This window comes from Streptomyces sp. 3330 (genome assembly GCF_031456635.1).
GTDB lineage: Bacteria > Actinomycetota > Actinomycetes > Streptomycetales > Streptomycetaceae > Streptomyces.
Genome location: NZ_JAVDVA010000019.1, coordinates 65,300 through 89,495, shown reverse-complemented (window position 1 = coordinate 89,495; position 24,196 = coordinate 65,300). Strand labels below are relative to the sequence as shown.

Genomic DNA, 24,196 nt, shown 5'->3' with positions numbered 1-24,196 from the left:
TTTCGTCCGATTCCACCGAGGGCGCAACGCCCGGGCCTTCCGCGGACGGCCCGCTTTCCTAGGCTGGGGAGGTGAGCAACCAAGCGCCGAACCGAGCCCGCGTGATCCCGCTGCGCCCGCCTGCGGAGCGCCCGGGCACCGCCGTCACTGTGTCTCCCACCGCTTCCGCGCCTCCCCGGCCCGCGCCGCGCGAGCCCTTGTGGCGCGACCTGGTCGGGGACGTCCTGCGCCGTGAACGCCAGGCCCAGGAGCGCACCCTCAAGGACGTCGCCGACTCGGCCCGTATCTCGATGCCCTATCTCTCGGAGGTGGAGCGCGGCCGCAAGGAAGCCTCCTCGGAGGTCCTCGCGGCCGCCGCCCAGGCCCTCGGGCTGAGCCTGGGCGACCTCCTGGCGCGTGCCCAGGGCGAGCTGATCCGGCTCAGCAGCCGGTCCTCCGTCCGGCACTCCGCCCGGGGCCGCACCACCGCGTCGTCCTACGACGGCCTCTGCCTGGCCGCCTGACGAGCCGCGCGGGCCGGCGTCTCACACCGTCACGGGACGCCGGCTCAGCACCTCGTCGGCCAGGCCGTAGGCCACCGCCTCCCGCGCGGTGAACACCTTGTCGCGGTCCATGTCCGCGCGCAGGGTCGCGATGTCGTGGCCGGTGTGGCGGGCCAGCACCTCCTCCACCTGGGCGCGGATGCGGACCATCTCCTTGGCCTGGAGCGTCAGGTCCGAGACCGTGCCCTGGCGGCCGCCGCTGGCCGGCTGTCCGAGGAGCACGCGCGCGTGCTCCAGGACGAGCCGCCGGCCGGGATCCCCGCCCGCCAGCAGCACGGCCGCCGTCGACGCGGCCTGCCCGACGCACAGCGTCGCGATCGGCGCCTGGACGAACGTCATCGTGTCGTAGATCGCCATCAGCGAGGTGAACGAGCCGCCGGGGGAGTTGAGGTAGATCGAGATCTCGCTCTCCGGGGACGCCGACTCCAGATGGAGGAGTTGCGCGATGACGACGTTGGCGACGCCGTCGTCGATCTCGGTCCCGATGAAGATGATCCGCTCGGACAGCAGCCGGCTGAACACGTCGTAGGACCGCTCGCCCTGCGGGGTCCGCTCGACCACGTTCGGAATCGTGTAGGTCCCCATGTCACATCCCCACCCGTCGCTTCTGCGCGGCCGGGAGGACGTCCGCGAAGGACTCCACCACCCGGTCCACGATGCCGTACTCCCTGGCCTCCTCGGCCGTGAACCAGCGGTCGCGGTCGCCGTCGCGCGAGATGGTCTCCGGGGACTGTCCCGTGTGCTCGGCGGTGATCCGCTCGATGGTCCGCTTGGTGTGCTCCAGGTTCTCGGCCTGGATCTCGATGTCCGCCGTGGTGCCCCCGATCCCGGCCGACGGCTGGTGCATCATCACCCGCGCGTTCGGCAGCGCGAACCGCTTGCCGGGCGCGCCGACGCTGAGCAGGAACTGGCCCATGCTCGCCGCGAAGCCCATGGCGAGGGTGGAGACGTCGTTGGGGATCAGCCGCATCGTGTCGTAGACGGCGAGCCCCGCGTGCACCGACCCGCCCGGGCTGTTGATGTAGAGGCCGATGTCGGTGCGCGGGTCCTCCGCCGACAGGATCAGCAGCTGGGCGCAGACCCGGTTCGCGGAGACCTCGTCGACCTGGGTGCCGAGCAACACGATCCGCTGGCCGAGCAGCTGGGCGGCGAGTTGGTCGTCGAAGCGGGAGGGCGCGGTGTCGCCCTCCTCGGCGCGGGGGGCGAACGTGGTGAGTGGAGTCATCGGTTCTCCTCGTCGTGGCGTGGCTGCCGTCGACTCCACTCTTGACCTCGGGGGATGCCCGTACGCCGTTTCTCTGCCCGTGGCAGATTCGCCACGGGCAGAGCCCCGCCCGAGCCGGATGCCGGTGGGCGGCGCGTCGGCCGTCCGGATGACGTCTCGGCCCCAGCGATGAGTTCCGGGGCGGACGGCGGTCGACACCGATGACCGCGTCGCACGCCCAGGAGGTACTCATGACCACCGACGGATTCACCACGTGTCTCTGGTTCGACGGCCAGGCCGAGGAAGCCGCCCACTACTACGTCTCGATCTTCAAGAACTCCAGCATCGGCGACATCGGCCGCTACAACGAGGCCGGGCCGGGTCCGGCCGGCTCCGTGCTGGCCGTCGAGTTCACGGCCAACGGGCAGAAGTTCGTCGGCATCAACGGCGGCCCGCAGTTCACGTTCAGCGAGGCGATCTCGTTCCAGATCTACTGCGCGGACCAGGCGGAGGTCGACTACTACTGGACCAAGCTCACCGAGAACGGCGGCGAGCCCGGCCCCTGCGGCTGGCTCAAGGACAAGTACGGCGTGTCCTGGCAGGTCATCCCCGACGGACTGATCCAGATGATCGGCGACCCCGACCCGGAGAAGGCCGCCCGCACCACCAAGGCCATGTACGCCATGAGCAAGCTCGACATCGCCGCCCTCAACAAGGCCTACGACGGCGAGTAGGAACCTGACGCGGAGGGGCCGTCGGCGGTCGGGGCGTCGGCGGTCGGGGCGTCGAGGGTCCGGGCGTCGAGGGTCCGGGGGACCGGGGCCCGGACCGTCCGGGCCTCGGCCAGGATCTCCTTGATCACATGCCGGGAGTTCTCCGCCAGCCGCGGATTGGTGTCCCAGTAGTACGGCAGCTGGATCAGCGAGATCGACAGCGCCCAGCCGCGGCCGCGCGCCCACTCGGCGTCGTCCGCGCCCACGGCCTCCCGGAAGGTCCCGCGGGCCGACGCGGGCAGCAGGTTCCAGGCGACGATCAGGTCCACGGCCGGGTCACCCACGCCGACGCCGCCGAAGTCGATGACCGCGGTCAGCCGCCCGTTCCGGACCAGGACGTTCCCGGGCGACAGGTCTCCGTGGGCCCAGACCGGGGGCTGCGTGCGCTCCGGCACCCGCAGCGCCTCCTCCCAGAGGGCGGTGACCGCGGCGGTGTCGATCCGCCCCTCCAGGCGGGCGAGGGCGTCGCGGGTGGGGGCGTCCCGTTCGGCCAGCGGGACCCCCCGGTCGTTCGGCGGTCCGCCCCGCGTCCCGATCCCGCGCAGGGCGGTGACGAACGCCGCCAGGTCCACCGCCAGCGCCCGGGGCTCCTCGACCGCCCCGGCGACCGGATTGCCGCCGTCCAGCCAGCGGTAGACCGACCAGGGCCAGGGGAACCCCTCGCCCGGCCCGCCCAGCTCCAGCGGCACCGGCGCGGCCACCGGCAGCCTCGGCCCCAGCCGGCCGAGCCAGTGCTGCTCATGGGCCACGCTCTCCACGGCGCCGGGATGCCGGGGCAGCCGCACCACCTTGTCGGAGCCGAGCCGGAACATCGCGTTCTCCGTCCCGGTGGAGTCCAGCCGTCGCACCGGCAGCCCCGCCCACCGCGGGAACTGGCGGGCGACGAGCCGGCTCACCAGCGGGGCGTCGAGGTCGACCTCGTCCGTATGCATCTTGACCGCGCACATGCGCCCCATTGCAGAGGACCGGCCTCGCCCCTGTCCAACGGAATTCGGACCCGGGAGCCCGGACCCGGGAGCCCGGACCAGGGACGTCAGACCCGGTCGGCCGCGATCAGCAGGTACTGGAAGCTGCCGTTGCGGTAGGCGGTCAGGAACGTCTCCTCGATGCCGGTGACCAGGTGGTCGGCCTGGCTGCGCAGTTCCCAGTAGGGGATGGCCGCCTCGGTGAGGTCCTCCACATGGACCGGCACCAGCCGGTTGCGGGCCAGTGCGCGGAAGTACGCCGAGCGCGGGTGGATGTCGCAGATGTAGTGGGCGTTGATGAGCGACACCTCGCGTGAGGCCCGGCCGTAGGCGTCGTTGTAGCAACCCGTGATGACGACGTAGCGTCCGCCGCGGCGCAACAGCCGGGCGTGCTCGGCGAAGAGCAGGTCCAGCTCGACGTACATCGTCGACTCGTTGTTCCACGACGCCGCGTAGGCGCCCGTCTCCAGCCGGGTGTCCAGCATGTTGCGGTGGTGGTACCGCACCTGGTCGTCGATGCCCCGCTTGCGGGCCTGCTCGTTGGCGAACCCGGCCTGCTTGGCGGAGATGGTGACGCCGTCCGCGTGGCAGCCGTACCGCAGGTGCGTCACGACGCTGCCGCCGCCGCGCCCGCAGCCGGCGTCGAAGACGCGGTCGTCGGGGGTGAGCCGGCCGAGGTGTGCGGCCAGCAGCTCGGCCTGGGCGTGCTCCAGCCGGTGCAGCTCGGCGGTGACCCGTTTCCGGCGCAGTTCCGCGTCGGGTTCGTCGAGCACGGCCCAGTCCGCCTCGCCGACGCCGTAGTGATGGTGGTAGAGGTCGTCGATCCTGCCGAGTTCGAGGTTGACCGGGTTCTCCTCGGCGTTCCAGTAGTCCGCGACGCGGTTCTGGTACGTGGACTGGGTGGGCACCGGGACGGTCTTGGTGCCGGCGTCGTGGGCTGTGGTCAACGGTGGCTCCTCATGGTGCTGTGCGTGACGGTGGGTCAGGAAGTCGGGGGTCACCAGTAGTCGGGCAGGTGATAGCGGTGGGTGTTGGTGGCGTGCCACTCGTGGTTGCCGGCCACCCAGTCCGACAGCCCCTGGAGGTAGCGTTCGAGGAGCGGTGAGGTGGCGGCGAGCACGGCCGACTCCTCCTCGAACGCCTCCATGATCTGGTTGTGGATCTCGACCGACCTCAGATAGGCGCCCTGGAGCCCGTGCCGGTCGTTGGCGGCCACGACCTGCGGCAGATTGAGATGGGTGGGGTCGGCCGCCAGCTCCTTGGTGAAGGAGTACAGGTCATTGACGATCGTGGTGGCGTTGCAGGCCAGCGCGGTGACCCGCTGGATCTCCGGGCGGGCGTAGAGCTGCTCGGGCAGTTCGTAGCCGTCCACCGCGTCGACGATCGACAGACACGGCCGGAAGTTGTTGAACTGACGCATCGCCAGGTACTCCCAGACCCGCGGCACGTACCGCGTCTCCCCCCAGGCCGCTTCGCCGAGGTAGCCCAGGTGCAGCCGCGCGATGTCGTGCACGAACCGGTCCGCCTGGCTGGGGGTGGCGAGGGCCGCGTAGTCCTTCAGTGCCCAGTGGTACGAGCGCAGCGGGCCGTCGGCCTGCACCCCGCGCGCCCACTCCTGCTGGAGGTCGGGCGGGCCGTGGTAGGGGTCGAGCGCCGACTGGGCGATGATCAGCCGCCCGCCCAGTCCGCTGCGCGAGCCGCCCTTGTCCTCGTCCTCCTCGCAGTAGCAGTTGTCGACGATGTTCTCGGCCAGCAGCAGCTTGCCGGCCACCGTGAGGCGCTCCAGGTCGAGTGCGCGCGGATGCTGGAGCACCACGGCGCGGCCGAACTGGAAGCCCGCGAAGTCCCCGTTCCAGGCGGCCGGGAACAGGTCCAGGCCGCGGGCCCACGCCTCCAGCCTGCGGTCGACCTCCGCGGCCTTCTCCGGGTCGGCGGGCTCCGCCGGCCGGTATCGCAGACCGGGGACCGCCCCGCGGCGCCGGGCCCGCAGGCTGCGGGCGAGGTTCGGCGGCCCGGGCAGCGCACTCCCGGTGTTCGTGGGTGTGCTCATCGCCTGCTCCCCGCGGTCACTCGGCCGACCGGCCGACCTGGACGTTCTCCAGGACTCCGGCGGCGTCCGGCACGAGGACGGCCATCGAGTAGTAGGCGGTCACCAGGTAGCGGATGATCGAATTGGCGTCGATGCCCATGAACCGGACGTTCAGTCCGGGCTGGAACTCCTCGGGGATGCCCGTCCGGTACAGGCCGACGACTCCCTGGTCGGCCTCGCCGGTGCGCAGCGCGATGATGCTGCTGGTGTGCTGCGGGCTGATCGGGATCTTGTTGCAGGGGAAGATCGGCACCCCGCGCCAGGCCGGGATCTCGTGCCCCTCGACCGTGGCCGTGCCGGGCATCAGACCGCGCCGGTTGCACTGCCGGAAGAAGGCCGCGATCGCCTTGGGATGGGCGAGGAACAGCTTGGTCTTGCGCCGCATCGACAGCAGCTCGTCCATGTCGTCCGGGGTCGGCGGCCCGGTGAACGTGCTGACGCGCTGCGCGTAGTCGGCGTTGTGCAGCAGCCCGAACTCCCGGTTGTTGACCAGCTCCCACTCCTGCCGTTCGCGGATCTCCTCCACGGTCAGGCGCAGTTGCTGCTCGGTCTGGTTCATCGGGTCGTTGTAGAGGTCGGCGACCCGGGTGTGGACCTTCAGCACGGTCTGGGTCAGCGACAACTCGTACTCGCGCGGCGAGAGTTCGTAGTCGACGAAGCCCGCCGACAGTGTCGGTTCCCCGGTGTGCCCGGCCTGGACCGGCAGGTCGGCCTCGCCCCTGCGGTTCATCGGCAGCCGCTGCCGGGCGGCGTAGGCCTCCAGATGGGCGGCGAGGGACGGCACCCGCCCCACGAACTCGCGCAGGGTGTCCCAGGGCAGCGCCAGCAGCACGCCCGAGGTCTCGGCGCGCACCGAGGTCAGCCACCGCGGGTCGTCCTGCCCGACGGCCTCGTCGCCGAGCTGGTCGCCGCCGGAGACCACCCCGACGATCTCCTCGCCCCCGTACTTGCCCGCGGTGAAGCGGGTGAACCGGCCGTGCACCACGAGGTAGGCCTCGGTGACCGGCCGGCCGGCCTCGATGACGACCTGCCCGGCCCGCACCTCACGCGCCTCGAACCGGGAGGAGAGCTCCGCGAGGGTTCCGTTGTCGGAGTAGCCGCGCAGCACGGGCAGCTCGGTGAGGGTCTCCGGGATGACCCGTACGTCGATCCCGCCGTTCTGCTCGAACTGCACCCGGCCCCGGCCGACGCGCAGTTGCAGGCGCCGGTTGACCCGGTAGGTGCCGCCCTGCACGTCCACCCAGGGCAGCATCCGCAGCAGCCAGCGCGAGCTGATGGCCTGCATCTGCGGTGCGGACTTGTGGGTCGTGGCGAGCCGGCGGGCCGCCCGCGTGCTCAGACTGGTGAGCTGCGCGTCGGCAGCGGGCTCGGGGGCGGGTTCGACCAGGGCGGGACCGGTGGCGCTGTCCGGTGTGGACACATTCCCTCCAGGAGGTGCACGGAGACGAGCGGAGCGTCAGGGGATCGGCCCCCGGTGATCCGCATGCACCAGTCAATCACCCTGAGTGACGGACGGGTACGGCGTGAACGGGGCGGCTTCGTGGTCCGGAGGGTGCAAACCTGCCTGATGGGGCGGGAGACGCCTCGCGTGTGCCACCGCTTCCTGCGGGTGCTTCCGCGCGCCGGAGCGCACGTGGGTCACTCCGGGTTACCCGTGTGTTCGACGCGCGAGCGGACGGCCCGGTGGCTAGCGTGAGGAATCGGACAACCCGTCTCACCGGAAGGCTGCGGTCATGGTCGTACGACCCGAGGGAACCCCTTGTTGGGCCGACGCGATGTTCAGCGACGTGGAGGGCGCCAAGGCCTTCTACGGCGAGGTCCTCGGCTGGACCTTCGGCGACGCGTCGTCGGAGTACGGCAACTACACACAGGCGTACGCGGGCGGCAAGGCGGTCGCCGCCGTGGTCCCGCCGATGCCCGGCCAGGAGGGGCAGTCGCAGTGGTGCCTGTACTTCGCCTCCCCGGACGCCGCGGCGACCGCCGGCAAGATCCGGGAGCACGGCGGCGAGGTGCTGATGGAGCCGATGCGCGTCGGTGACTTCGGCACCATGTGCCTGGGCCGCGAGCCCGGCGGCGCCGTGTTCGGCGTCTGGCAGGCGGGCGTCCACGAGGGCTTCGAGGCGCCGCCCGAGCAGCCCGGCGCGTACTGCTGGGCCGAGGTCTTCACCCGCGAACCGGAGAAGACGGACGCGTTCCTCCCGGCCGTCTTCCCCTACACGGCGAAGCAGCTCCAGGACGACGCGGTCGACTTCCGGATGTTCGAGGTCGACGGCGAGACGGTGCTCGGCCGGATGAAGATGACGGAGGAGTTCCCGCCGGAGGTGCCGTCGTACGTCAACGTGTACTTCACCGTCGACAACTGCGACGACGCCGTGGCGCGGGCCACCAAGCTCGGTGGCGTCCTGCGCTTCGGCCCCATGGACACCCCGTTCGGACGGTTCGCGGCGATCAGCGACCCGCAGGGCGCGAGCTTCTCCGTGATCGACGTCACCACGACCGCGGGGGACATGCCGCAGGCCGCGGACGTGTCGTAGCCACCCGGCGGAGCGCCGGCGCGGCCGTGGCATGATCGGGCGCATGCGTGAACGAGTGGTGGCCGCGTGCGACGGGGCCTCGAAGGGAAACCCGGGACCGGCCGGCTGGGCCTGGGTGGTCGCGGACGACGCGGAGACACCGGCCCGCTGGGAGGCGGGACCGCTCGGCAAGGCGACCAACAACATCGCCGAACTCACCGCGCTGGAACGCCTGCTGGCCTCGACCGACCCGGCGGTGCCGCTCGAGGTCCGGATGGACTCGCAGTACGCGATGAAGGCCGTGACCACCTGGCTGCCGGGCTGGAAGCGCAACGGCTGGAAGACGTCCGCGGGGAAGCCCGTGGCGAATCAGGAACTCGTCGTCCGCATCGACGAACTGCTCGCCGGCCGCTCGGTCGACTTCCGCTACGTGCCCGCCCACCAGGTCGACGGCGACCCGCTCAACGACTTCGCGGACCGCGCCGCCAGCCAGGCCGCCGTCGTCCAGCAGCCGGCCGGCAGCGAGCAGGGTTCCCCGGAGCCGCCGGCCTCGCCGGACACCCCGAAGAAGAAGTCCGCCGGAACAGGCCGCTCCGCCGGGGGCAAGTCCCCCCGGCGGAGCGGTGGTTCGGCGTCGCGCACGCTCAAGGCCAAGTTCCCCGGCCGCTGTGTGTGCGGCCGCCCGTACGCGGCGGGCGAGCAGATCGCCAAGAACGCGCAGGGCTGGGGGCACCCGGAGTGCCGTACGGCGGACGCCGACGCGGGCTGAGCGGCGCGCGGGTCACAGGACCACGCCGCGCCAGCCTCCGGTCTCCAGACCGCGCTCCTCGATGAACTCCTTGAAGCGCGCCAGGTCGCCCTTGGTCTGCCGCTTCACGAGTCCCAGCTTGTCGCCGACGGTCTCGGCGACGCCCTCCGGCTGGAACTCCATCTGGAGCATCACCTTGGTACGGCTGTCGTCGAGCCGGTGGAAGGTCACCACGCCGGCCTGGCGGGCCTCGCCGGAGACCGTGGTCCAGGCGACCCGTTCGTCCGGGATCTGCTCGGTGATCTCCGCGTCGAACTCGCGGCGCACGCCGTTCACGCTGGTCACCCAGTGGGTGAGCGTGTCCGTGCGCTGCTCGATGCGCTCCACGCCGCTCATGAACGCGGGGAACGTCTCGAACTGCGTCCACTGGTCGTAGGCGGTGTGCACGGGCACGCCGACCTCGATGGATTCCTCGACCTGCGACACGATCGTCTCCTCCTTCGTGCTGGTGGTTCGTCTCGTCGCTGCGTGTCCGTCGCGGGTACCCGGGGGCCGCGGGGCAAACCGGCGGGTGACGATCAGTCGGTGTCGAAGGTGTAGTGGGCGGTGTGGTCGAGGAGGTCCGCCGGGGTGGTGTCGTTCCAGGGCTTCATCGTCTCGTGCAGGTCGACGACGTCCGGCGTGCCGCCGCCCGGGAGGTAGGTGGACCCGGGGTGCCGGCGCTGCCACTGGGCCCACAGCTTGTCGATGTAGGCGTGGTGCAGCCAGAACACCGGGTCGTTCGGGGAGACCCCGGTCGCCATCTGCCCGCCGACCCACACATGCACCCGGTTGTGCAGATTGACTCCGCGCCAGCCCTCCAGATGGTTGCGGAAGCCGTCGGAACCGCTGTTCCAGGGGGCCATGTCGTAGGTCGGCATCGACAGCACCGACTCGACCTCGGCCCGGGTCGGCAGCTCCCGCACGCCCGTTCCCAGGGAGCGCCGGAGGTAGCCGCGGCCGTCCACCCGGACGTTGACGGCCCAGTTGCCCGCCGAGGCGGCGAACGGACCGTCCATCACCTGGCCGTCCCGGCTGCGCCCGCTGCCGCCGAGGAAGTCCGGCGCCCACAGAGAGGAACGCGGTGAGCGGTCGGTGGACCAGTCCCAGTACGGCAGGGCCACCGAGGCGTCCACCGACTGGAGCGCCCGCTCGAACTCCAGCAGGAATCTGCGGTGCCACGGGAGGAAGGAGGGCGAACGGTGGCCGGTGCGTTCGCCGTTGTCGGTGTCCCCGAGGATGAACCCGTTGTGCGTGGTGACGAAGGCGTCGTAGCGGCCGCTGCGCTTGAGCTGGAGGACGGCGGCGACGAAGCGCCGCTTCTCGTCGGAGGTCAGGGACGCCTGGTTCTTGCGGACGGTCATGTGCGGTGCTCCAAAGGTGCGCGGAAGGTGGGGCGGTCGGCCGGTCAGCCGGCGGGGAACGGCACGAGTCGCGCGCCCTGCAGTTCGTCGACCGCGGCCCTGGCGGCGGCCTTCGGGGTGGGCACCGGGTCGTAGTGGCTGACCACGCTGATCCAGGTCCCGTCGGCGTTGCGCATCACGTGCAGTTCGACCCCGTCGACGTACACGCCGTAGCCGCCGCCGTGGTGATGGCCGCTCCCGCCGGTGGGCCGGCCCTGTATGCGGCGGCCCTTGTAGACCTCGTCGAAGGAACCGGGGGTGCTGCCGTGGGAGTCGTGGTGGTGGTCGTCCGCCCGGGCGACGGGGGTGGCGACCAGCGGGGCACCGGCGATGACGGCCGCCGCGGTGAGTGCGCGACGACGGCTGAGTTCCGGCATACGGGACCTCCTGGGGTGCGTTCGGTTGACGACCCCGTATGCCTATCGACCTGGGGGAGAAAGGGAGAAATCACCCGGGAGGGGTTGGCTGTGATCAGGACAATCAATTACATGTCGTGCAGAATTGAACGAAGATGATCTTGTTGCCGGTGGCGGACCGGGCCGGGCGGAAGGGGCAATTCCTTTCCGTGAACGCACCGGTTCCGGTGATCTTTCGCGTACCGGCCCGGCCGCGGTGGTGTGGCCCACGTGCGGAAAGTGGCGCGATCGGGCAGGTGGGGCGTCCCGGCGCGGACGCCAGGCACTGCTACCCTGCGTCGTCAACCCACCACGTCTGGTAACTCCCGGGAGTGTGCGTGAAGGTCGCCTGTGTCGGCGGCGGGCCCGCCGGCCTGTATCTCTCGATCCTGCTCAAGCGCCAGGATCCGTCCCACGACGTCACCGTCCACGAGCGCAACCCGAAGGGCTCGACCTACGGCTGGGGCGTCACGTACTGGCAGGGGCTCCTCGACAGGCTCCGTGTCTGCGACCCCGAGTCGGCACGCGTGATCGAGGCGGAGTCAGTTCGCTGGAACCAGGGCGTGGCCCACGTACGCGACCTGGCGACCCGTCAGCCGGGCGACGAGGGGCACGGCATCGGCCGGCACAAGCTGCTGGAGATCCTCGCCGCCCGCGCCCGCGCACTCGGCGTGCGGCTGGAGTACGAGAGCGGGATCACCGCCGACAACCTGCCGGAGGCCGATCTCGTCGTGGCCGGGGACGGTGTCCACAGCGCTCTGCGCACCCACCACGCCGACGACTTCGGCGCCGAACTCACCGCGGGGCGCAACTCCTACATCTGGCTCGGCACCACGAAGGTGTTCGACTCCTTCACCTTCGCGTTCGTGGAGACCGAGCACGGCTGGATCTGGTGCTACGGCTATCCCTTCAGCTCCGAGCAGAGCACCTGCGTCATCGAGTGCGCCCCCGAGACCCTGGCCGGACTCGGCCTCGACCGGGCGGGCGAGGGTGAAGGGCTGGCCCGACTCGAGAAGCTGTTCGCGCACATCCTCGACGGCAGGCCCCTGATCGGCCGCGCCGCCGCCGACGGCGGCACCCGGTGGCTGACCTTCCGCACCCTCACCAACCGCACCTGGTACCGCGGCAACCTCGTCCTCCTCGGCGACGCCGCCCATACCACCCACTACTCGATCGGCGCCGGCACCACCCTCGCCCTGGAGGACGCCATCGCCCTCGCCGACGCCCTGCGCGAGAGCGCCGACCTGCCGGGGGCGCTCGCCCGCTACGAGCAGGAACGCAAGGCCGCGCTGCTGTCGCAGCAGAGCGCCGCCCGTCACAGCGCTCAGTGGTACGAGAACCTCACCCGCTACATCCACCTGCCGCCGGAGCAGATGTTCGCCCTGCTCGGCCAGCGCCACTCGCCCCTGCTGCCCTACGTCCCGCCCCAGCTGTACTACCGGCTCGACCGGGCCGCCGGGCAGCTGGGGGCACTGCGCCGGTTCAAGCGGTGGCTGGGACCGAAGCTGGCACGCGGCGCGCACGCCAGGGCGCTGACCTCGCGGAAGTAGCCGGAAGACGGCCGCGGAGGCGCCGGAGAGCATGGGGTGAATGGCTATTCACTGCTACGGTGAATCGCCATTCACCCTGAATTCTTGGCCTGAGACCGCTGGAGTGCCCGTGGCGTCGCCCGCTCCGATACCCGCCCGGACCGGGAGAACCGCCGGCCTGCGGGCCCGGCTCACCGTCCCGGTCCTGGCCTACTGCGGCATCCTCATGGCGGTCATGCAGACCGTCGTCGTCCCGCTGCTGCCCGATCTGCCCCGGCTGACCGGCGCCTCGGCGGGCGCGGTCTCCTGGATGGTGACCGCCGCGCTGCTGTCCGGCGCGGTCCTCACCCCCGTCCTCGGCCGCGCGGGGGACATGTACGGCAAGCGGCGGGTGCTGCTCGTCTCGTTCTCCCTGATGGCGGTCGGCTCCGTGATCTGCGCCCTGACCTCCGACATCGGCGTGCTGATCGCGGCCCGGACCCTCCAGGGCGCCGCGTCCTCCGTCGTCCCGCTGTCCATCAGCATCCTGCGCGACGAACTGCCGCCGGAACGCCGGGGATCCGCCGTGGCGCTGATGAGTTCCACCGTGGGCATCGGCGCCGCGCTCGGACTTCCGGCGGCGGCCGTGGTCGTCCAGTACGCCAACTGGCACGTGATGTTCTGGGTGACCGCCGCGCTCGGCGCGACCGGAGTCGCCCTGATCCGCCGGGCGGTGCCGGAATCACCCGTGCGCGCGCCCGGCCGCTTCGACGTGACGGGGGCGCTCGGGTTGGCCGCCGGGCTGATCAGCCTGCTCCTCGCCGTGTCCCAGGGCGGCCAGTGGGGCTGGGGGAGCCCCCGGATCGTGGGCTTGTTCCTCACCGCCGTGCTCGTCCTCGGCCTGTGGTGGTGGCATCAGCTGCGGGCCGAACAGCCCTTGGTGGACCTGCGGTTGGTGTCCCGGCCGAGGGTGGGCCTGTCCCATGTCGCGGCGCTCCTGACCGGCTTCGCCTTCTACGCCAACTCCCTGGTGACCGCCCAGTTGGTGCAGGCGCCCGAGGCGAGCGGCTACGGGCTCGGGCTGTCCATCGTGCAGACGGGCCTGTGCCTGCTGCCCGGCGGCATCACCATGCTGCTGTTCTCGCCGCTCTCCGCCCGCATCTCCGAGGCGCGGGGACCGCGGATCACCCTCGCCCTCGGCGCCGCCGTCATCGCCGCCGGGTACGCCCTGCGCGTCGTCGACAGCCGCGACCTGTGGATGATCATGGTGGGGGCGACGGTCGTGGCGACCGGCACCACCCTCGCGTACTCCGCGCTGCCCTCGCTGATCCTGCGCGCCGTCCCGCCCGGACAGACCGCCGCGGCGAACGGGTTCAACGTGCTGATGCGCACGATCGGCCAGGCCACCTCGAGCGCCGCCGTCGCCGCCGTCCTCGTGCACCACACCGGCCTCGCCGACGGAGTGCCGGTGCCGACCCTGCACGGATATCTGCTGGCGTTCGGCATCGCGGGCGCGGTGGCCCTGGCGGCGTGCGCGGTGGCGCTGACGATCCCCGGCGACGCCGGACCGGACGGCACGCGATCCGTCCGCGGCCGTACCCGCTCCGTCGGCGAGGGCGCGTTGGAGGGAGCATGAGTGCCGTGAGCACTCCATCCGACACCTCGGCCGCGGCCGGCCCGCCGTCCCCGGCCCGGCGCGACGCCGAGACGACCAAGGCGGCGATCCTGCGCGCCGCCCGGCACCTCCTCGCCCGTCAGGCGCACGCCGACATCACCCTCAAGGCCGTCGCGGAACGCGCCGGGGTGAGCGCGCCGCTCGTCCTGAAGTACTTCGGCAACAAGGACGCCCTGTTCGCCCGGGTGATGTCGTTCGAGGAGGACGCCGACGCCCTGCTCGACGCCCCGCTGGCGCGGCTCGGCGCGCACATGGTGCGGCACGTGGTGGCGAGTCAGCGCGAGCGCGGCGCCGACCCCGTGCTGCGCATCGCGTTCGCGCCCCTGCACGGTGACCACGGCGACGTTCTGCGCGCGAACTTCCGCACCCAGGTCACCGAACGCCTGGCCGCCCGGCTCGCCGGTCCCGACCGGGGCATCCGCGCCGAACTCGCCGTCGCCACGGTGCTCGGCCTGGGCGTGATGTTCGGCATCGCCCGCGGGAGCGAGCTGGGGGCGGCGCCGACCGAGCACATCGTCGAGCGGTACGGCCCCACGGTGCAGGCCCACCTGGACGGCCCCTGACCGTCGCCGGGGCCGTCGCGGTCAGGCTGCGAGGGCCTGCTCCAGGGTGGGGTGGCAGGTGATGAGGGAGTCGACGCCGACCAGGCGCAGCACGTGCAGCACGGGCTTCCGGGCGGCGGCGATGCGCAGCCACCCGTCCGTGCCGCTCATGGCCTGGTGGGCGGCGACGAACACGTTGATGCCGCTGGAGTCCATGAAGCTCACGCCGCCGAGATCCACCACGATCCGTGCCGGCGGTGCCGCGTCGTCCTCCGGGAGCAGGGCGTGACGGAGATCGTTCGTGACGTCGTGGTCGATCTCGCCCCGTACGACGACCACGCGCACATCGCCGACCATGCGGTGGGCGACGGAGAACCGGTCGGCCTGGGCCGCTTGCGCGATGCCGCTCATCGTGTGCCCCACCGCGCCGGGGTCCGCCCGGGGACGGGGCTCGGGCAGGTGAGGGTGCTCCGCCGCTCGCACCGCGGGTGCGCGGGCGGCCGGGCGGAACAGGATGCCTCGCGTACCGCCGCCTCTCCCCGCCGGCCGGCCCGGGACGCCACGCACCCCCGGGCGCGCGCAGCCGTGGCCCCTCGGGGCCGGCTCGGGTTCGACAAGGCACCGGCATCCGCGTCACGGGTGCGCCGACCGGTCTCCATCAGCCCCTCGGTTCCTCTCGTTCTCCCGAGGGCGCTGTGCGGTGCTGCCCTCACTGTCGCCCGAGACCATACCTCACTACATGGAGAACGAAAATCTATGTCGGCGAGAGTAGACATTGGTTCATGACGTGGTTATGGTTTCTCTCGTAACCCAGAGAGACCGCAGGGTCGGGCAGACATGAACTGCCTGGAGCAGCAAGGTAGTTGCAGTTAGAAGTCGCAGGACGGTGCGGCGGTGGAGTTCCGAAGCCAGGTGGTCGCAGGACGGCGACGGGACTGACGGCCGGACCGGGTGGCCCGCGGGTCAGGGGCCGCCGAGAGCGTCACGCAGGACGCAGTACCAGCGGGCAACCGCGATCCCGGCATCCCCGGCGGCGTTCCGGCCGGGGATGCGGACACAGAGGGCCGGCGCGGCAGCAGGGCCGGCAGATGGTGTGGCAGTTCCCTCGGGCCCTGGCGCCGTACGGCGCCAGGGCCCTCTACGCGTTCCACACAGAGGTGCACGTGACAGCGCACGACTCCTTCGTCCGGCTCGACGACGACCACCCCGCCCCATCACCCCGCCGCCCTTCCCGGGCGGAAACCGCCGCGCCGACCCCGGACGGACGACCGGCCGCCGGCCCGCGGCCCGCGGCGACGCGCCGGGCCGCACCCGTCCGCCGATCCCGGGACGAGAGCGCATGATCGCTGAGGACAGCGCGTCGTCGAGCCGTGAGGGAGCCGCTGTGACCGCAGGAGAGCCGGACGCCGGGCAGGCCTCGCGTCCTCCCGGGAGCACGGGTCGCCGGGACCGGGCGATGACCCTGGCGGGGACCCTGGCCGCGGCGGAGACCGCGTCGCCCGTGGAATCGCTCGACGTGGTCGCGCGCATGCTCGGGGAACACCTCGGGGCTGCGGCGGTGTCGTTCCTGATCACGGACTTCACCGGCGGATCGGTCGTCCGGCTGGGGGCGGCGGGCAGCGTCGACACCGACGAACCGGCGCGGCGCATCCCGCTGCGGGGCACCCTGTACGACGACGTGATCCGCACCCAGCGGCCGAGGGTGGAGGACAACGGAGAGGGCGCGCTGGTGCGGATCGTCGCCCCGGTGACCAACCGAGGGGACGCCATCGGACTCCTCGAACTCTTCCTGCCCGAGGCGCCGGACGCGGAGGTCATGCGGGAGATCGGGGAGACCGCGCACGCCCTGGCGTACATCGTCATCGCGAACCGGTCCTACACCGACGTGTACCAGTGGGGCCGCCGTACCGTCCCGCTGAGCCTGGCCGCGGAGATCCAGCACCGGTTGCTCCCGGCCTCGCTGGCCTGCGAGGCGGCGCAGTTCGCGGTCGCCGGGGCGCTGGAGCCGGCCGACCACGTCGGGGGCGACACCTTCGACTATGTGATCGACCGGGACACGGTCCAGCTGTCCGTCACCGACGCCATGGGACACGATGTCGACGCCGCGCTGCTGGCGACCCTTCTGGTGGGCGCCCTGCGCCGCGCCCGGCGGGCCGGCGGCGACCTCGCGGAACAGGCCCGCCAGGCGGACCAGGCCATGCGCGAGCACGGCCGGCAGGGCTATGTCACCGGCCAGCTCCTGCGCATCAGCCTGATCGACGGCAGGACCGAGTTCATCAACGCCGGGCACCCCTGGCCGCTGCGGATGCGGGACGGACAGGTGCGGGAGATCACCCCGAAGATCGACATGCCGTTCGGTTTCCACGCCCCGCACACCTACCGGGTCCAGTCGCTGGACCTGCGGCCGGGCGACAGGCTGGTGATGCTGACCGACGGCATGCTGGAGCGCAACGCCAACCGCCTCGATCTGTCCGACCTCATCGTGCGCACCCGGGAGCTGCATCCCCGCGAGGCCGCCCGCACCCTCATCGCGGCGATCGTCGACGCCAACCAGGGCCACCTGCAGGACGACGCGACCGTCATGTGCCTGGACTGGCACGGCACCGGCCACTCCCGGCGCGACGCCGACACCGGCGCCGACCTCACCGACGCCTCATGCCCGTCGACGACGGGACGGACCGCCGACGGAGGGTGACCGCGGGCGCGCCACGCCGTCCGGCGCGATCGCGGGACCGGGACGGGTCGGCCCGGCTGACGGCCGCTCACCGAACGAGCGGTCCACGCTCGTGTCAGGGACCCGTCGACACGGACGGCGGCCGGAGCGGCCCGTTCCGCACCGGGTCACGGCGGATGACAGACTGACGTCATGGACGAGCGCGAATTCGGTAGGTCTGGTCAGCACGCATCCGTCGTCGGTCTCGGCACCTGGCAACTGGGCGCCGACTGGGGAGACGTCGACGACAAGGAGGCGCTGACCGTTCTGGAGGCGGCGGCCGAGGCGGGGGTGACCTTCTTCGACACCGCCGACGTCTACGGCGACGGACGCAGCGAGCAGACCATCGCCGCGTTCCTGAGCGGCCGGCCCGATCTGCACGTGCTGGTCGCCACCAAGATGGGCCGCCGCGTCGAGCAGATCCCCGAGAACTACGTCCTGGACAACTTCCGCGCCTGGAACGACCGCTCACGCCGCAACCTCGGCGTCGACCGCATCGACCTGGTGCAACTGCACTGCCCGCCCACCCCCGTCTACTCCAGCGACGAGGTCTTCGACGCGCTCGACACCCTCGTCGAGGAGGAGCGCATCGCGCACTACGGCGTCAGCGTGGAGACCTGCGCCGAGGCCCTCACCGCCATCGCCCGCCCGGGAGTGGCGAGCGTCCAGATCATCCTCAACCCGTTCCGGATGAAGCCCCTGGACGAGGTGCTCCCGGCGGCCCGTGCGGCCGGCGTCGGCATCATCGCCCGCGTCCCGCTCGCCTCCGGCCTGCTCTCCGGCAAGTACACCAAGGACACGGTCTTCCCGGAGAACGACCACCGCGCCTACAACCGGCACGGCGAGGCCTTCGACCAGGGCGAGACGTTCTCCGGCGTCGACTTCACCACCGGCGTCGAGGCCGCCGTCGAGTTCGCGTCCCTCGCGCCCGAGGGGTACACGCCGGCCCAGCTGGCGCTGCGCTGGATCATCCAGCAGCCCGGCGTGACCACCGTGATCCCGGGCGCCCGCTCGCCCGAGCAGGCCCGCGCCAACGCCGCCGCCGCCAGGCTCCCCGAGCTGACCGAGGAGACCCTCGCGGCGGTCCGCGACCTCTACGACCGGCGGATCAAGGAGCAGGTCGAGGGCCGCTGGTAGCCGGAAACGGGACGGCGCACCGAGAGAACCGCCGATCACGGGGTACTCGCCGGGAGAGAGGGGGACCGACCACTCGAACCGGGAGGACAGCACACGTGACCGACACGGCGGCCAAGGCCGAGGAGCGCAAGGGGCGGGACGAGACCGAGGAGGAGAGAGCCGACCGCATGTGGGGGGAGCTCATCCAGGAGATACGCGTCGCCCAGACGGGCGTGCAGATCCTCTTCGGTTTCCTGCTGACGGTCGTCTTCACCCCGCGGTACGCGGATCTCCCGCACGTCGACCAGGTCATCTACATCGTGACCGTGGTCCTGGGCGCCTGCGCGACGGGCGCCCTCATCGGCCCCGTCTCCCTGCACCGCCTCGTCTCCGGGCGGCGGGTGAAGCCGCAGGCGGTCCAGTGGGCCTCCCGGCTGACCTTCGTGGGCCTGCTTCTGCTGCTCGCCACGATGACCTCGTCGCTGCTGCTGATCCTGCGCGTGGCCACCCACGACGAGTTCGTGCCCTATCTCGTCGCGGGTGTGTTCACGTGGTACGCGCTGTGCTGGTTCGTGCTGCCGCTGTGGACCCGCCGCCGCTACACGACGGACTGAGCCGCGCCCGCGCCACCGGCCTCCGGCGCGGCGCCCCGGGCGCCGCGCAGCGCGGTGATGCAGCTGCCGATCGCCTGCTGCAGCTCCTCCAGTTGCTGGACCATGTCGTCCTCGTAGAAGTCCTGCGCGTCGACGTCGTCGAAGGTGAGCTCCTCGAACACCTTCGTCGCCCGCTGGAGGCTGCTGTAGAACTTCGTGCGCCGCTCCTGGACGCGCAGTTCGGGGTCGGCCTCGACGGTCTCCACGACCAGGCTCTTCATCGTGTCGTAGGCGTCGCTCGCCCACTCGCCGGCGTCCTCGTCGTCGTTCAGCTCGTCGAGCAGCGAGAGGTGCCGTTCGGCCTCCTGGCGCAGCTCGGCCGGGGCGTCGAGGGTCTGCCCGGCGGGCGTCTTGATCTGACCGGACTCGGCGATCTGCCGCACGTACCCGATGCGGTCGGCCGAACGGCTCTCGGTGGCGACGGCCTTCTTGAGGTCGTCGGTGCGGACGACGTCCCGGGCCAGCTCGATCTGGAGGTCCGGGTCCTCCTTGATCCGGTCCAGCAGGGCGGCGCGGGCCGCCCGGGCCGTCGAGGGGTCGGCGAGGATCGCGGCGCGCAGGGCGGTGGGGTTCTCCGCGACCTCCAGGGCCTTCGTCGGGCGGATGCCCTCGGCCTCGGCGGCCTCCGCGATGGCGGTGCCGCGCTCGGAGGCGGCGCTGGACCGGGAGACGTAGTAGGTCAGCCACACCTCCGCGTCCGGCAACTCGACCTCCTGGCCCGGCGCGAGCTCCTCGAAGTGCGGGACGAGGCCGTCGTCGGCCGCCCGGTCCCAGGCCTTGTAGTACCGCATGACGCGCTCGGGGGAGCAGCCGGCCAGCTCGGCGAACTCCTTCGCCGACACCTTCGGCGTCTCGTCCGCACTCTGCCCGCCGGGTCGGACACTGCGCGCCACCATCAGGCCGAAGGCCCACCCGCCGGTCCGCGCGTAGACGCCGAACTCACGGGCGTCCCGCGCCACGAGGTCGGACAGGGGCGTGGGGGACGTCCCGGCGGACGTCTCGGGCAGGTCGATCGCCAGGGTCACGGATGACTCTCCTCTGCGGGCTGCTGGACGTAGGATCGGCACTGCGAAAAGTGCAGACCGGCAGCCTATATGCACCGCTTGGCGATGCTTTGCCGGACCCGTGTGCGGCCGGGCGGCCCGTCAGCCGAAGGCGTTCCGCAGCGCGGGCAGCAGCGTCTTCTCCGACCAGTCCAGGTAGGCGGGCTGGGACTCCCCGCCGATCTGCACCAGGGCGATCTCCGTGAAACCGGCCTCGGCGTAGGGACGTACGGCCTCGACGAAGTCGTCCGGGTCGTCGCCGCAGGGGATCGAGGCGGCCACGTCGTCGGGCGTCACGAACTGTGTCGCCGCGTCGAAGGAGTCCGGGTGGGGCAGTTCGGAGTTCACCTTCCAGCCGCTGGCGAACCAGCGGAACTGGTCGTGCGCCCGCTTCACGGCCGCGTCGCGGTCGGCGTCGTGGCAGACCGGAAGCTGGCCCACCCGCGGCTTGCCCGTGCCGCCGTGGCGGTCGAACGAGGCCAGCAGGTCCGCCTTCGGCTCGGTGGCGATCACGAGGTCGGCCAGCCGGCCCGCGAGCGCGCACGACCGCTCGCCGGAGACGGCGACGCCGATCGGCGGCGGCTCGTCGGGCAGGTCCCACAGCTTGGCCGAGTCCACGTCGTAATGGGTGCCGTGCCGGGTCACATGGTCCCCCTCGAACAGCGCGCGGATGATCTCCACGGCCTCCTCGAACATCTCGTGCCGCACGTCCACGGAGGGCCAGCCCCCGCCCACCACGTGCTCGTTGAGGTTCTCCCCGGAGCCCAGGCCCAGCCGGAAGCGCCCCTCGGACAGCAGCTGCATCGTGGCGGCCTTCTGCGCCACCACCGCCGGGTGGTAGCGGAAGGTCGGACACGTCACGTACGTCATCAGCGGGATGCGTGACGTGGCCTGGGCGGCGGCGCCGAGCACGCTCCAGGCGTACGGCGAGTGGCCCTGCGAGCGCAGCCACGGAAAGTAGTGGTCCGAGGTCACCGAGAAGTCGAAGCCCGCCTCCTCCGCACGCACCACGTGGTCGACCAGGTCTCGGGGGCCGGCCTGTTCGGTCATCATCGTGTATCCGATTTGCACCATGGGGCCCGAGTCCCCGGCCCTCCGGGGAGGAAACGGGCCCGCCCACGGGAAACGCACCGCCGGTCGTCCATCCCCGGCCTTCGCGCCCGCACCTTCGCGCAACGGCCCGCCGGACGCCCGCGTCCCGCGCCACGTCCGTCATGCACCTCTGGGTTTCCCGGGTCCTACGTGCGCCCCTCCTCGTCTAGGTGCTGGGTGCCGACGTGCTGCGGCGGACGACCAGTCGCGGGGTCATCGTGGTCTGCACGGCGTGCTCCCGGCGGCCCTCGACGCGCTCGATCAGCAGCCGGGCGGCCGTGTTGCCCATGTCGTGTCCGGCCTGGTCGACGCTGGTGAGCTGGACGGTGGCGAGGTCGGCCAGGGCGGTGTTGTTGTAGCCGACGATGGAGACGTCCTCGGGAACGCGCAGACCCAGTTCGTGGGCCGCCCGCCAGACGCCGAGTGCGGCGACGTCCGCACCCGCCATGACGGCGGTGGGCCGGTCCTCGCCGGTCAGCAGGCTCATGCCCGCCTTGTAGCCGCCCTCGTCGGAGTAGGCGGCACGGCAGACCTGGGTCCTGCCGCCGAGTCCGTGGCGTTCCATGGCCTCCGTGTAGCCGTCGGTCAGGACGATCTCCGAGGTGCGCGTCCACTTGCTGGATCGCGCTGCTTCTGACCGTGGTGTGCCTGATGGTGACCCTGGTCGTCTTCCGCGTCTCGCGGCGCGACCTCACGGAGGGCTGAACCCATGGCCGTCGACACCACCATGAAGACCTCCGGTTCACCCAGCGGCGGCGGACCGGCGTCCTCCGCGGACACCGGCCGGCCGCCACGGCGCCGCCGTCCCGGCCGCGTCTGGGTGAAGATCGTCGTCGCCCTGCTGCTCGTCATCGAGGTCTATCCGCTGGTGTGGATGTTCCTGACCTCGCTGAAGTCCAACAGCGACTACCTGAACAACTCGACCTGGAGCCTGCCCACCACGTGGGAATGGGGCAACTACACCGAGGCCTGGACCACCGGCAACATCGGTCTGTACATCCAGAACAGCGTCCTCGCCGTGCTGCCCGCGCTCGCGCTGATCCTGCTGCTGGGCACCGCCGCCGGCTTCGCCCTCCAGGTCATGGTGTGGAAGGGACGCAGCCTCACCCTGTTGATCTTCCTCGCGGGCATGATGGTCCCGCCGCAGATGATTCTCCTGCCACTGTTCACGGTGTACTTCCAGACCGGCCTGTCCGGCACCCTGTGGCCGCTCATCCTCACCTACACCGGCACCGGCCTGCCGCTGACGGTGTTCATGATGGCCACCTACTACAAGACCCTGCCCCGCGAGCTGTTCGAGGCGGCCACCATCGACGGCGCGGGCATCCTGCGCGCCTTCTGGACCATCAGCGTCCCCATGGTCCGCAACGCCCTGCTCACCGTCGGCCTGGTGCAGTTCTTCTTCATCTGGAACGACCTGCTCATCGCGCTGACCTTCACCAACAACCAGGACCTGCGCACCATCCAGGTCGGCCCGGCGACCGGCTCGCCGAGCTGGTCCTCGCGGACGACGCCCGGATCGCCACGGGCTTCGTCGGCACCCCGCTGATCTGCGACGCGCTCACCGCCACCGGCCACGTCGACGTCGCCTACCGGCTGCTGACCCAGACGGAATGCCCGTCCTGGCTCTACCCGGTCACCATGGGCGCGACCACCATCTGGGAACGCTGGGACAGCCTGCGTCCCGACGGAACCCTCAATCCCGGCGGCATGACCTCCTTCAACCACTACGCCCTGGGCGCCGTCGCCGACTGGATGCACCGGGTCGTCGCCGGCCTGGAACCGACCGAGCCCGGATACCGCACCATCCGCTTCCGCCCGCGCCCCGGCGGCGGCATCACCTGGGCCAAGGCCACCCACGAGACCCCCTACGGCACCGCCGCCGTGGCCTGGGAACAGACGGCGACCGGCCTCACCGTGCAGGTCACCGTCCCCAGCGGCTGCCAGGGCGTCCTCGAACTGCCGGGCCGCGCCCCCCTCACCGTCGGCCCCGGCGCGCATCACCTCGACACGGGTGAAGTCGACCGCACCGCCGCCTAGCCGCGTTCCGGAGCCGGGCAGGCGAGCCCGGCCGGTCTTCACACCCCTCGAGCTTTCCTCCGGCACGCAGGCCCGAAGGCACCCGTCGGCGGAGGAGGGAAGAGACGGCGGCCCGGGGCAGTGGCCGATCGGCGGGGTGACCGAGCTGACCGGCGGCAAGGCCGTCGACATCACCGTGGAGTACAGCACCAAGGACGTCGGCTGGAGCGGTGCCGGTCTGGTCCTCGGGTGGCAGCCCGAGTCCCTGATCGCCGCCGCCGTCGCCACGGCCCGGAAGGCCGATGTGGCGATCGTCTTCGTCAACAACTACAGCGGTGAGGGCCTCGACCGCGAGGACCTGGCGCTGCCCGGCGACCAGAACCAGCTGATCGAGGCCGTCGCCGCGGTCAATCCCCACACCGTGGTCGTCCTCAACACCTCCGGCCCGATGCTGGTGCCGTGGCTCGGCCGGGTGAAGTCGGTGCTCCAGGCCTGGTACCAGGGCGCCGCCACCGGTACCAGCATCGCCAACATCCTCTACGGCGACGCCGAACCCGGCGGCCGCCTGCCGATGACCTTCCCGGCGACCGAGGAGCAGGGCCCCACCCGGTACACGGGCGGGAAGAACGACGCCGCCGACGGCACCCTCGTCTACGACGAGGGCATCTACGTCGGCTACAAGTGGTACGACAAGCACCACGCCGAGCCGCTCTTCCCCTTCGGCCACGGCCTGTCCTACACCTCCTTCCAGCACGAGAAGGTCCGGGTCACCAGCCGCGGCCGCGGGGACGAGGCGGCCGAAGTCGGCGTCGAGGTGCGCAACACGGGCCGACGCGCCGGATCCGACGTGGTGCAGGTCTACCTCGGGCACCTGCCCACCGAGGTCGACACTCCGGCCAGGACGCTCGCCGGCTTCGCCGAGGTGACCCTCGAGCCGGGGCAGCGCCGCAAGGTTGCCGTCACGGTCACCCGGCGCATGGTGTCCTACTGGGACGAGTCCGGGAGCCGGTGGGTGACCCCGGCCGGCCGGGTTCCCGTCTACGTGGGCCGCTCGGCCACCGACGCCGAGTACGCCGGGACCATCACCGTCCGCTAGCGCGTCACGCCCCGAGGGGCAGGCCGGACCGGCAGTGCGGCAGAGGAACGCCGGGTGGCGCAGCTCTG

At 71.6% G+C, this 24,196-nt stretch carries 25 protein-coding genes and 1 pseudogene; 13 read left to right on the top strand and 13 right to left on the bottom strand.

Features of this window, described 5'->3' with window-relative positions; genetic code table 11:
• The first annotated feature begins 71 nt into the window (after nucleotides 1–71).
• Nucleotides 72–503, top strand: coding sequence for a helix-turn-helix transcriptional regulator (locus J2X68_RS28340; protein ID WP_310435414.1), 432 nt, complete (start codon nucleotides 72–74; stop codon nucleotides 501–503).
• Between the two features lie 21 nt (nucleotides 504–524).
• Here J2X68_RS28340 and J2X68_RS28335 read toward each other — a convergent pair whose 3' ends face one another.
• Together J2X68_RS28335 and J2X68_RS28330 are read right to left on the bottom strand one after the other, a co-directional pair.
• A complete protein-coding gene (locus tag J2X68_RS28335; RefSeq protein WP_310435413.1) occupies nucleotides 525–1,127 on the bottom strand; it encodes an ATP-dependent Clp protease proteolytic subunit in 603 nt (200 codons plus the stop codon).
• A 1-nt stretch (nucleotide 1,128) separates the two neighbouring features.
• Complete coding sequence (locus J2X68_RS28330; protein WP_310435412.1) at nucleotides 1,129–1,767, bottom strand: ATP-dependent Clp protease proteolytic subunit; 639 nt, start codon at nucleotides 1,765–1,767, stop codon at nucleotides 1,129–1,131.
• A gap of 230 nt (nucleotides 1,768–1,997) precedes the next feature.
• On the opposite strand from J2X68_RS28330, the gene J2X68_RS28325 reads away from it, so the two are divergent.
• On the top strand, nucleotides 1,998–2,480 hold the full coding sequence (locus tag J2X68_RS28325; RefSeq protein ID WP_310435411.1) for a VOC family protein: 483 nt from the start codon (nucleotides 1,998–2,000) through the stop codon (nucleotides 2,478–2,480).
• Here the strand turns inward: J2X68_RS28325 and J2X68_RS28320 are convergent.
• From J2X68_RS28320 to J2X68_RS28305, 4 genes are all read right to left on the bottom strand, one after another.
• On the bottom strand, nucleotides 2,465–3,466 hold the full coding sequence (locus J2X68_RS28320) for an aminoglycoside phosphotransferase family protein (RefSeq protein WP_310435410.1): 1,002 nt from the start codon (nucleotides 3,464–3,466) through the stop codon (nucleotides 2,465–2,467). The genes J2X68_RS28325 and J2X68_RS28320 overlap by 16 nt on opposite strands.
• An 86-nt stretch (nucleotides 3,467–3,552) precedes the next feature.
• Complete coding sequence (locus J2X68_RS28315; protein ID WP_310435409.1) at nucleotides 3,553–4,431, bottom strand: geranyl diphosphate 2-C-methyltransferase; 879 nt, start codon at nucleotides 4,429–4,431, stop codon at nucleotides 3,553–3,555.
• A gap of 50 nt (nucleotides 4,432–4,481) precedes the next feature.
• The gene (locus J2X68_RS28310; protein ID WP_310435408.1) at nucleotides 4,482–5,534 is read right to left on the bottom strand and encodes a family 2 encapsulin nanocompartment cargo protein terpene cyclase; all 1,053 of its coding nucleotides are present in this window, start codon (nucleotides 5,532–5,534) and stop codon (nucleotides 4,482–4,484) included.
• A 16-nt stretch (nucleotides 5,535–5,550) separates the two neighbouring features.
• Nucleotides 5,551–6,993, bottom strand: a complete 1,443-nt coding sequence (locus tag J2X68_RS28305; RefSeq protein ID WP_310435407.1) for a family 2B encapsulin nanocompartment shell protein — start codon at nucleotides 6,991–6,993, stop codon at nucleotides 5,551–5,553.
• A 313-nt stretch (nucleotides 6,994–7,306) separates the two neighbouring features.
• Between J2X68_RS28305 and J2X68_RS28300 the strand changes: the two genes are divergently transcribed.
• Both J2X68_RS28300 and J2X68_RS28295 read left to right on the top strand, forming a co-directional pair.
• Nucleotides 7,307–8,107, top strand: coding sequence for a VOC family protein (locus tag J2X68_RS28300; RefSeq protein WP_310435406.1), 801 nt, complete (start codon nucleotides 7,307–7,309; stop codon nucleotides 8,105–8,107).
• 31 nt (nucleotides 8,108–8,138) lie between these two features.
• On the top strand, nucleotides 8,139–8,855 hold the full coding sequence (locus J2X68_RS28295) for a ribonuclease H (protein ID WP_310435405.1): 717 nt from the start codon (nucleotides 8,139–8,141) through the stop codon (nucleotides 8,853–8,855).
• A 12-nt stretch (nucleotides 8,856–8,867) separates the two neighbouring features.
• Here J2X68_RS28295 and J2X68_RS28290 read toward each other — a convergent pair whose 3' ends face one another.
• The 3 genes from J2X68_RS28290 to J2X68_RS28280 all read right to left on the bottom strand — a co-directional run bounded on the left by J2X68_RS28290 (nucleotide 8,868) and on the right by J2X68_RS28280 (nucleotide 10,653).
• Nucleotides 8,868–9,320 carry an SRPBCC family protein gene (locus tag J2X68_RS28290; RefSeq protein ID WP_310435404.1) on the bottom strand — a complete coding sequence of 151 codons (453 nt, stop codon included), beginning with the start codon at nucleotides 9,318–9,320 and terminating at the stop codon, nucleotides 8,868–8,870.
• Nucleotides 9,321–9,412: 92 nt separating this feature from the next.
• A complete protein-coding gene (locus J2X68_RS28285; RefSeq protein WP_310435403.1) occupies nucleotides 9,413–10,237 on the bottom strand; it encodes a tyrosinase MelC2 in 825 nt (274 codons plus the stop codon).
• Nucleotides 10,238–10,281: 44 nt separating this feature from the next.
• Nucleotides 10,282–10,653: an apotyrosinase chaperone MelC1 gene (locus J2X68_RS28280; protein WP_310435402.1), complete on the bottom strand. Its 372-nt coding sequence runs from the start codon at nucleotides 10,651–10,653 to the stop codon at nucleotides 10,282–10,284.
• 350 nt (nucleotides 10,654–11,003) lie between these two features.
• Between J2X68_RS28280 and J2X68_RS28275 the strand changes: the two genes are divergently transcribed.
• From J2X68_RS28275 to J2X68_RS28265, 3 genes are all read left to right on the top strand, one after another.
• Complete coding sequence (locus J2X68_RS28275; protein WP_310435401.1) at nucleotides 11,004–12,221, top strand: FAD-dependent monooxygenase; 1,218 nt, start codon at nucleotides 11,004–11,006, stop codon at nucleotides 12,219–12,221.
• A 109-nt stretch (nucleotides 12,222–12,330) separates the two neighbouring features.
• Nucleotides 12,331–13,815, top strand: a complete 1,485-nt coding sequence (locus J2X68_RS28270) for an MFS transporter (RefSeq protein ID WP_310435400.1) — start codon at nucleotides 12,331–12,333, stop codon at nucleotides 13,813–13,815.
• Complete coding sequence (locus tag J2X68_RS28265; protein WP_310435399.1) at nucleotides 13,812–14,417, top strand: TetR family transcriptional regulator; 606 nt, start codon at nucleotides 13,812–13,814, stop codon at nucleotides 14,415–14,417. The genes J2X68_RS28270 and J2X68_RS28265 overlap by 4 nt, the downstream gene beginning before the upstream one ends.
• 21 nt (nucleotides 14,418–14,438) lie before the next feature.
• Here J2X68_RS28265 and J2X68_RS28260 read toward each other — a convergent pair whose 3' ends face one another.
• A complete protein-coding gene (locus J2X68_RS28260; RefSeq protein ID WP_310435398.1) occupies nucleotides 14,439–14,807 on the bottom strand; it encodes an STAS domain-containing protein in 369 nt (122 codons plus the stop codon).
• A 1,045-nt stretch (nucleotides 14,808–15,852) separates the two neighbouring features.
• Between J2X68_RS28260 and J2X68_RS28255 the strand changes: the two genes are divergently transcribed.
• From J2X68_RS28255 to J2X68_RS28245, 3 genes are all read left to right on the top strand, one after another.
• The gene (locus tag J2X68_RS28255) at nucleotides 15,853–17,091 is read left to right on the top strand and encodes a PP2C family protein-serine/threonine phosphatase (RefSeq protein WP_310435397.1); all 1,239 of its coding nucleotides are present in this window, start codon (nucleotides 15,853–15,855) and stop codon (nucleotides 17,089–17,091) included.
• 171 nt (nucleotides 17,092–17,262) lie between these two features.
• Nucleotides 17,263–18,246 (top strand): aldo/keto reductase, encoded by a 984-nt coding sequence (locus tag J2X68_RS28250; RefSeq protein ID WP_310435396.1) that lies wholly within the window; start codon nucleotides 17,263–17,265, stop codon nucleotides 18,244–18,246.
• A 167-nt stretch (nucleotides 18,247–18,413) separates the two neighbouring features.
• Complete coding sequence (locus J2X68_RS28245; RefSeq protein ID WP_399041066.1) at nucleotides 18,414–18,839, top strand: DUF6328 family protein; 426 nt, start codon at nucleotides 18,414–18,416, stop codon at nucleotides 18,837–18,839.
• Here J2X68_RS28245 and J2X68_RS28240 read toward each other — a convergent pair.
• The 3 genes from J2X68_RS28240 to J2X68_RS28230 all read right to left on the bottom strand — a co-directional run bounded on the left by J2X68_RS28240 (nucleotide 18,824) and on the right by J2X68_RS28230 (nucleotide 21,602).
• Complete coding sequence (locus J2X68_RS28240; protein WP_310435394.1) at nucleotides 18,824–19,903, bottom strand: hypothetical protein; 1,080 nt, start codon at nucleotides 19,901–19,903, stop codon at nucleotides 18,824–18,826. The two genes, J2X68_RS28245 and J2X68_RS28240, sit on opposite strands and share 16 nt — an antisense overlap.
• Before the next feature lie 120 nt (nucleotides 19,904–20,023).
• Nucleotides 20,024–20,995, bottom strand: a complete 972-nt coding sequence (locus tag J2X68_RS28235; RefSeq protein WP_310435393.1) for an LLM class F420-dependent oxidoreductase — start codon at nucleotides 20,993–20,995, stop codon at nucleotides 20,024–20,026.
• A gap of 184 nt (nucleotides 20,996–21,179) precedes the next feature.
• Nucleotides 21,180–21,602, bottom strand: coding sequence for a substrate-binding domain-containing protein (locus J2X68_RS28230; RefSeq protein WP_310435499.1), 423 nt, complete (start codon nucleotides 21,600–21,602; stop codon nucleotides 21,180–21,182).
• A gap of 120 nt (nucleotides 21,603–21,722) precedes the next feature.
• Between J2X68_RS28230 and J2X68_RS28225 the strand changes: the two genes are divergently transcribed.
• From J2X68_RS28225 to J2X68_RS28215, 3 genes and pseudogenes are all read left to right on the top strand, one after another.
• Nucleotides 21,723–22,562: a carbohydrate ABC transporter permease gene (locus J2X68_RS28225; protein WP_310435392.1), complete on the top strand. Its 840-nt coding sequence runs from the start codon at nucleotides 21,723–21,725 to the stop codon at nucleotides 22,560–22,562.
• Nucleotides 22,490–23,053 (top strand): annotated as a pseudogene (locus J2X68_RS28220) (alpha-L-rhamnosidase C-terminal domain-containing protein); the annotation flags it as partial. The gene J2X68_RS28225 and the pseudogene J2X68_RS28220, both read left to right, overlap by 73 nt.
• Nucleotides 23,054–23,189: 136 nt before the next feature.
• Nucleotides 23,190–24,128, top strand: a complete 939-nt coding sequence (locus J2X68_RS28215) for a glycoside hydrolase family 3 C-terminal domain-containing protein (protein ID WP_310435391.1) — start codon at nucleotides 23,190–23,192, stop codon at nucleotides 24,126–24,128.
• Nucleotides 24,129–24,196: the final 68 nt, after the last annotated feature.

Bases quoted from the DNA above. Each gene is read 5' to 3' on its own strand.
- J2X68_RS28250 (WP_310435396.1), top strand. From the start codon at position 17,263: ATGGACGAGCGCGAATTCGGTAGGTCTGGTCAGCACGCATCCGTCGTC.
- J2X68_RS28295 (WP_310435405.1), top strand. From the start codon at position 8,139: ATGATCGGGCGCATGCGTGAACGAGTGGTGGCCGCGTGCGACGGGGCC.
- J2X68_RS28280 (WP_310435402.1), bottom strand. From the start codon at position 10,653: ATGCCGGAACTCAGCCGTCGTCGCGCACTCACCGCGGCGGCCGTCATC.
- J2X68_RS28255 (WP_310435397.1), top strand. From the start codon at position 15,853: ATGACCCTGGCGGGGACCCTGGCCGCGGCGGAGACCGCGTCGCCCGTG.
- J2X68_RS28260 (WP_310435398.1), bottom strand. From the start codon at position 14,807: ATGAGCGGCATCGCGCAAGCGGCCCAGGCCGACCGGTTCTCCGTCGCC.
- J2X68_RS28310 (WP_310435408.1), bottom strand. From the start codon at position 5,534: ATGAGCACACCCACGAACACCGGGAGTGCGCTGCCCGGGCCGCCGAAC.
- J2X68_RS28285 (WP_310435403.1), bottom strand. From the start codon at position 10,237: ATGACCGTCCGCAAGAACCAGGCGTCCCTGACCTCCGACGAGAAGCGG.
- J2X68_RS28225 (WP_310435392.1), top strand. From the start codon at position 21,723: ATGGCCGTCGACACCACCATGAAGACCTCCGGTTCACCCAGCGGCGGC.
- J2X68_RS28320 (WP_310435410.1), bottom strand. From the start codon at position 3,466: ATGTGCGCGGTCAAGATGCATACGGACGAGGTCGACCTCGACGCCCCG.
- J2X68_RS28335 (WP_310435413.1), bottom strand. From the start codon at position 1,127: ATGGGGACCTACACGATTCCGAACGTGGTCGAGCGGACCCCGCAGGGC.
- J2X68_RS28325 (WP_310435411.1), top strand. From the start codon at position 1,998: ATGACCACCGACGGATTCACCACGTGTCTCTGGTTCGACGGCCAGGCC.
- J2X68_RS28265 (WP_310435399.1), top strand. From the start codon at position 13,812: ATGAGTGCCGTGAGCACTCCATCCGACACCTCGGCCGCGGCCGGCCCG.
- J2X68_RS28235 (WP_310435393.1), bottom strand. From the start codon at position 20,995: ATGGTGCAAATCGGATACACGATGATGACCGAACAGGCCGGCCCCCGA.
- J2X68_RS28245 (WP_399041066.1), top strand. From the start codon at position 18,414: ATGTGGGGGGAGCTCATCCAGGAGATACGCGTCGCCCAGACGGGCGTG.
- J2X68_RS28330 (WP_310435412.1), bottom strand. From the start codon at position 1,767: ATGACTCCACTCACCACGTTCGCCCCCCGCGCCGAGGAGGGCGACACC.
- J2X68_RS28300 (WP_310435406.1), top strand. From the start codon at position 7,307: ATGGTCGTACGACCCGAGGGAACCCCTTGTTGGGCCGACGCGATGTTC.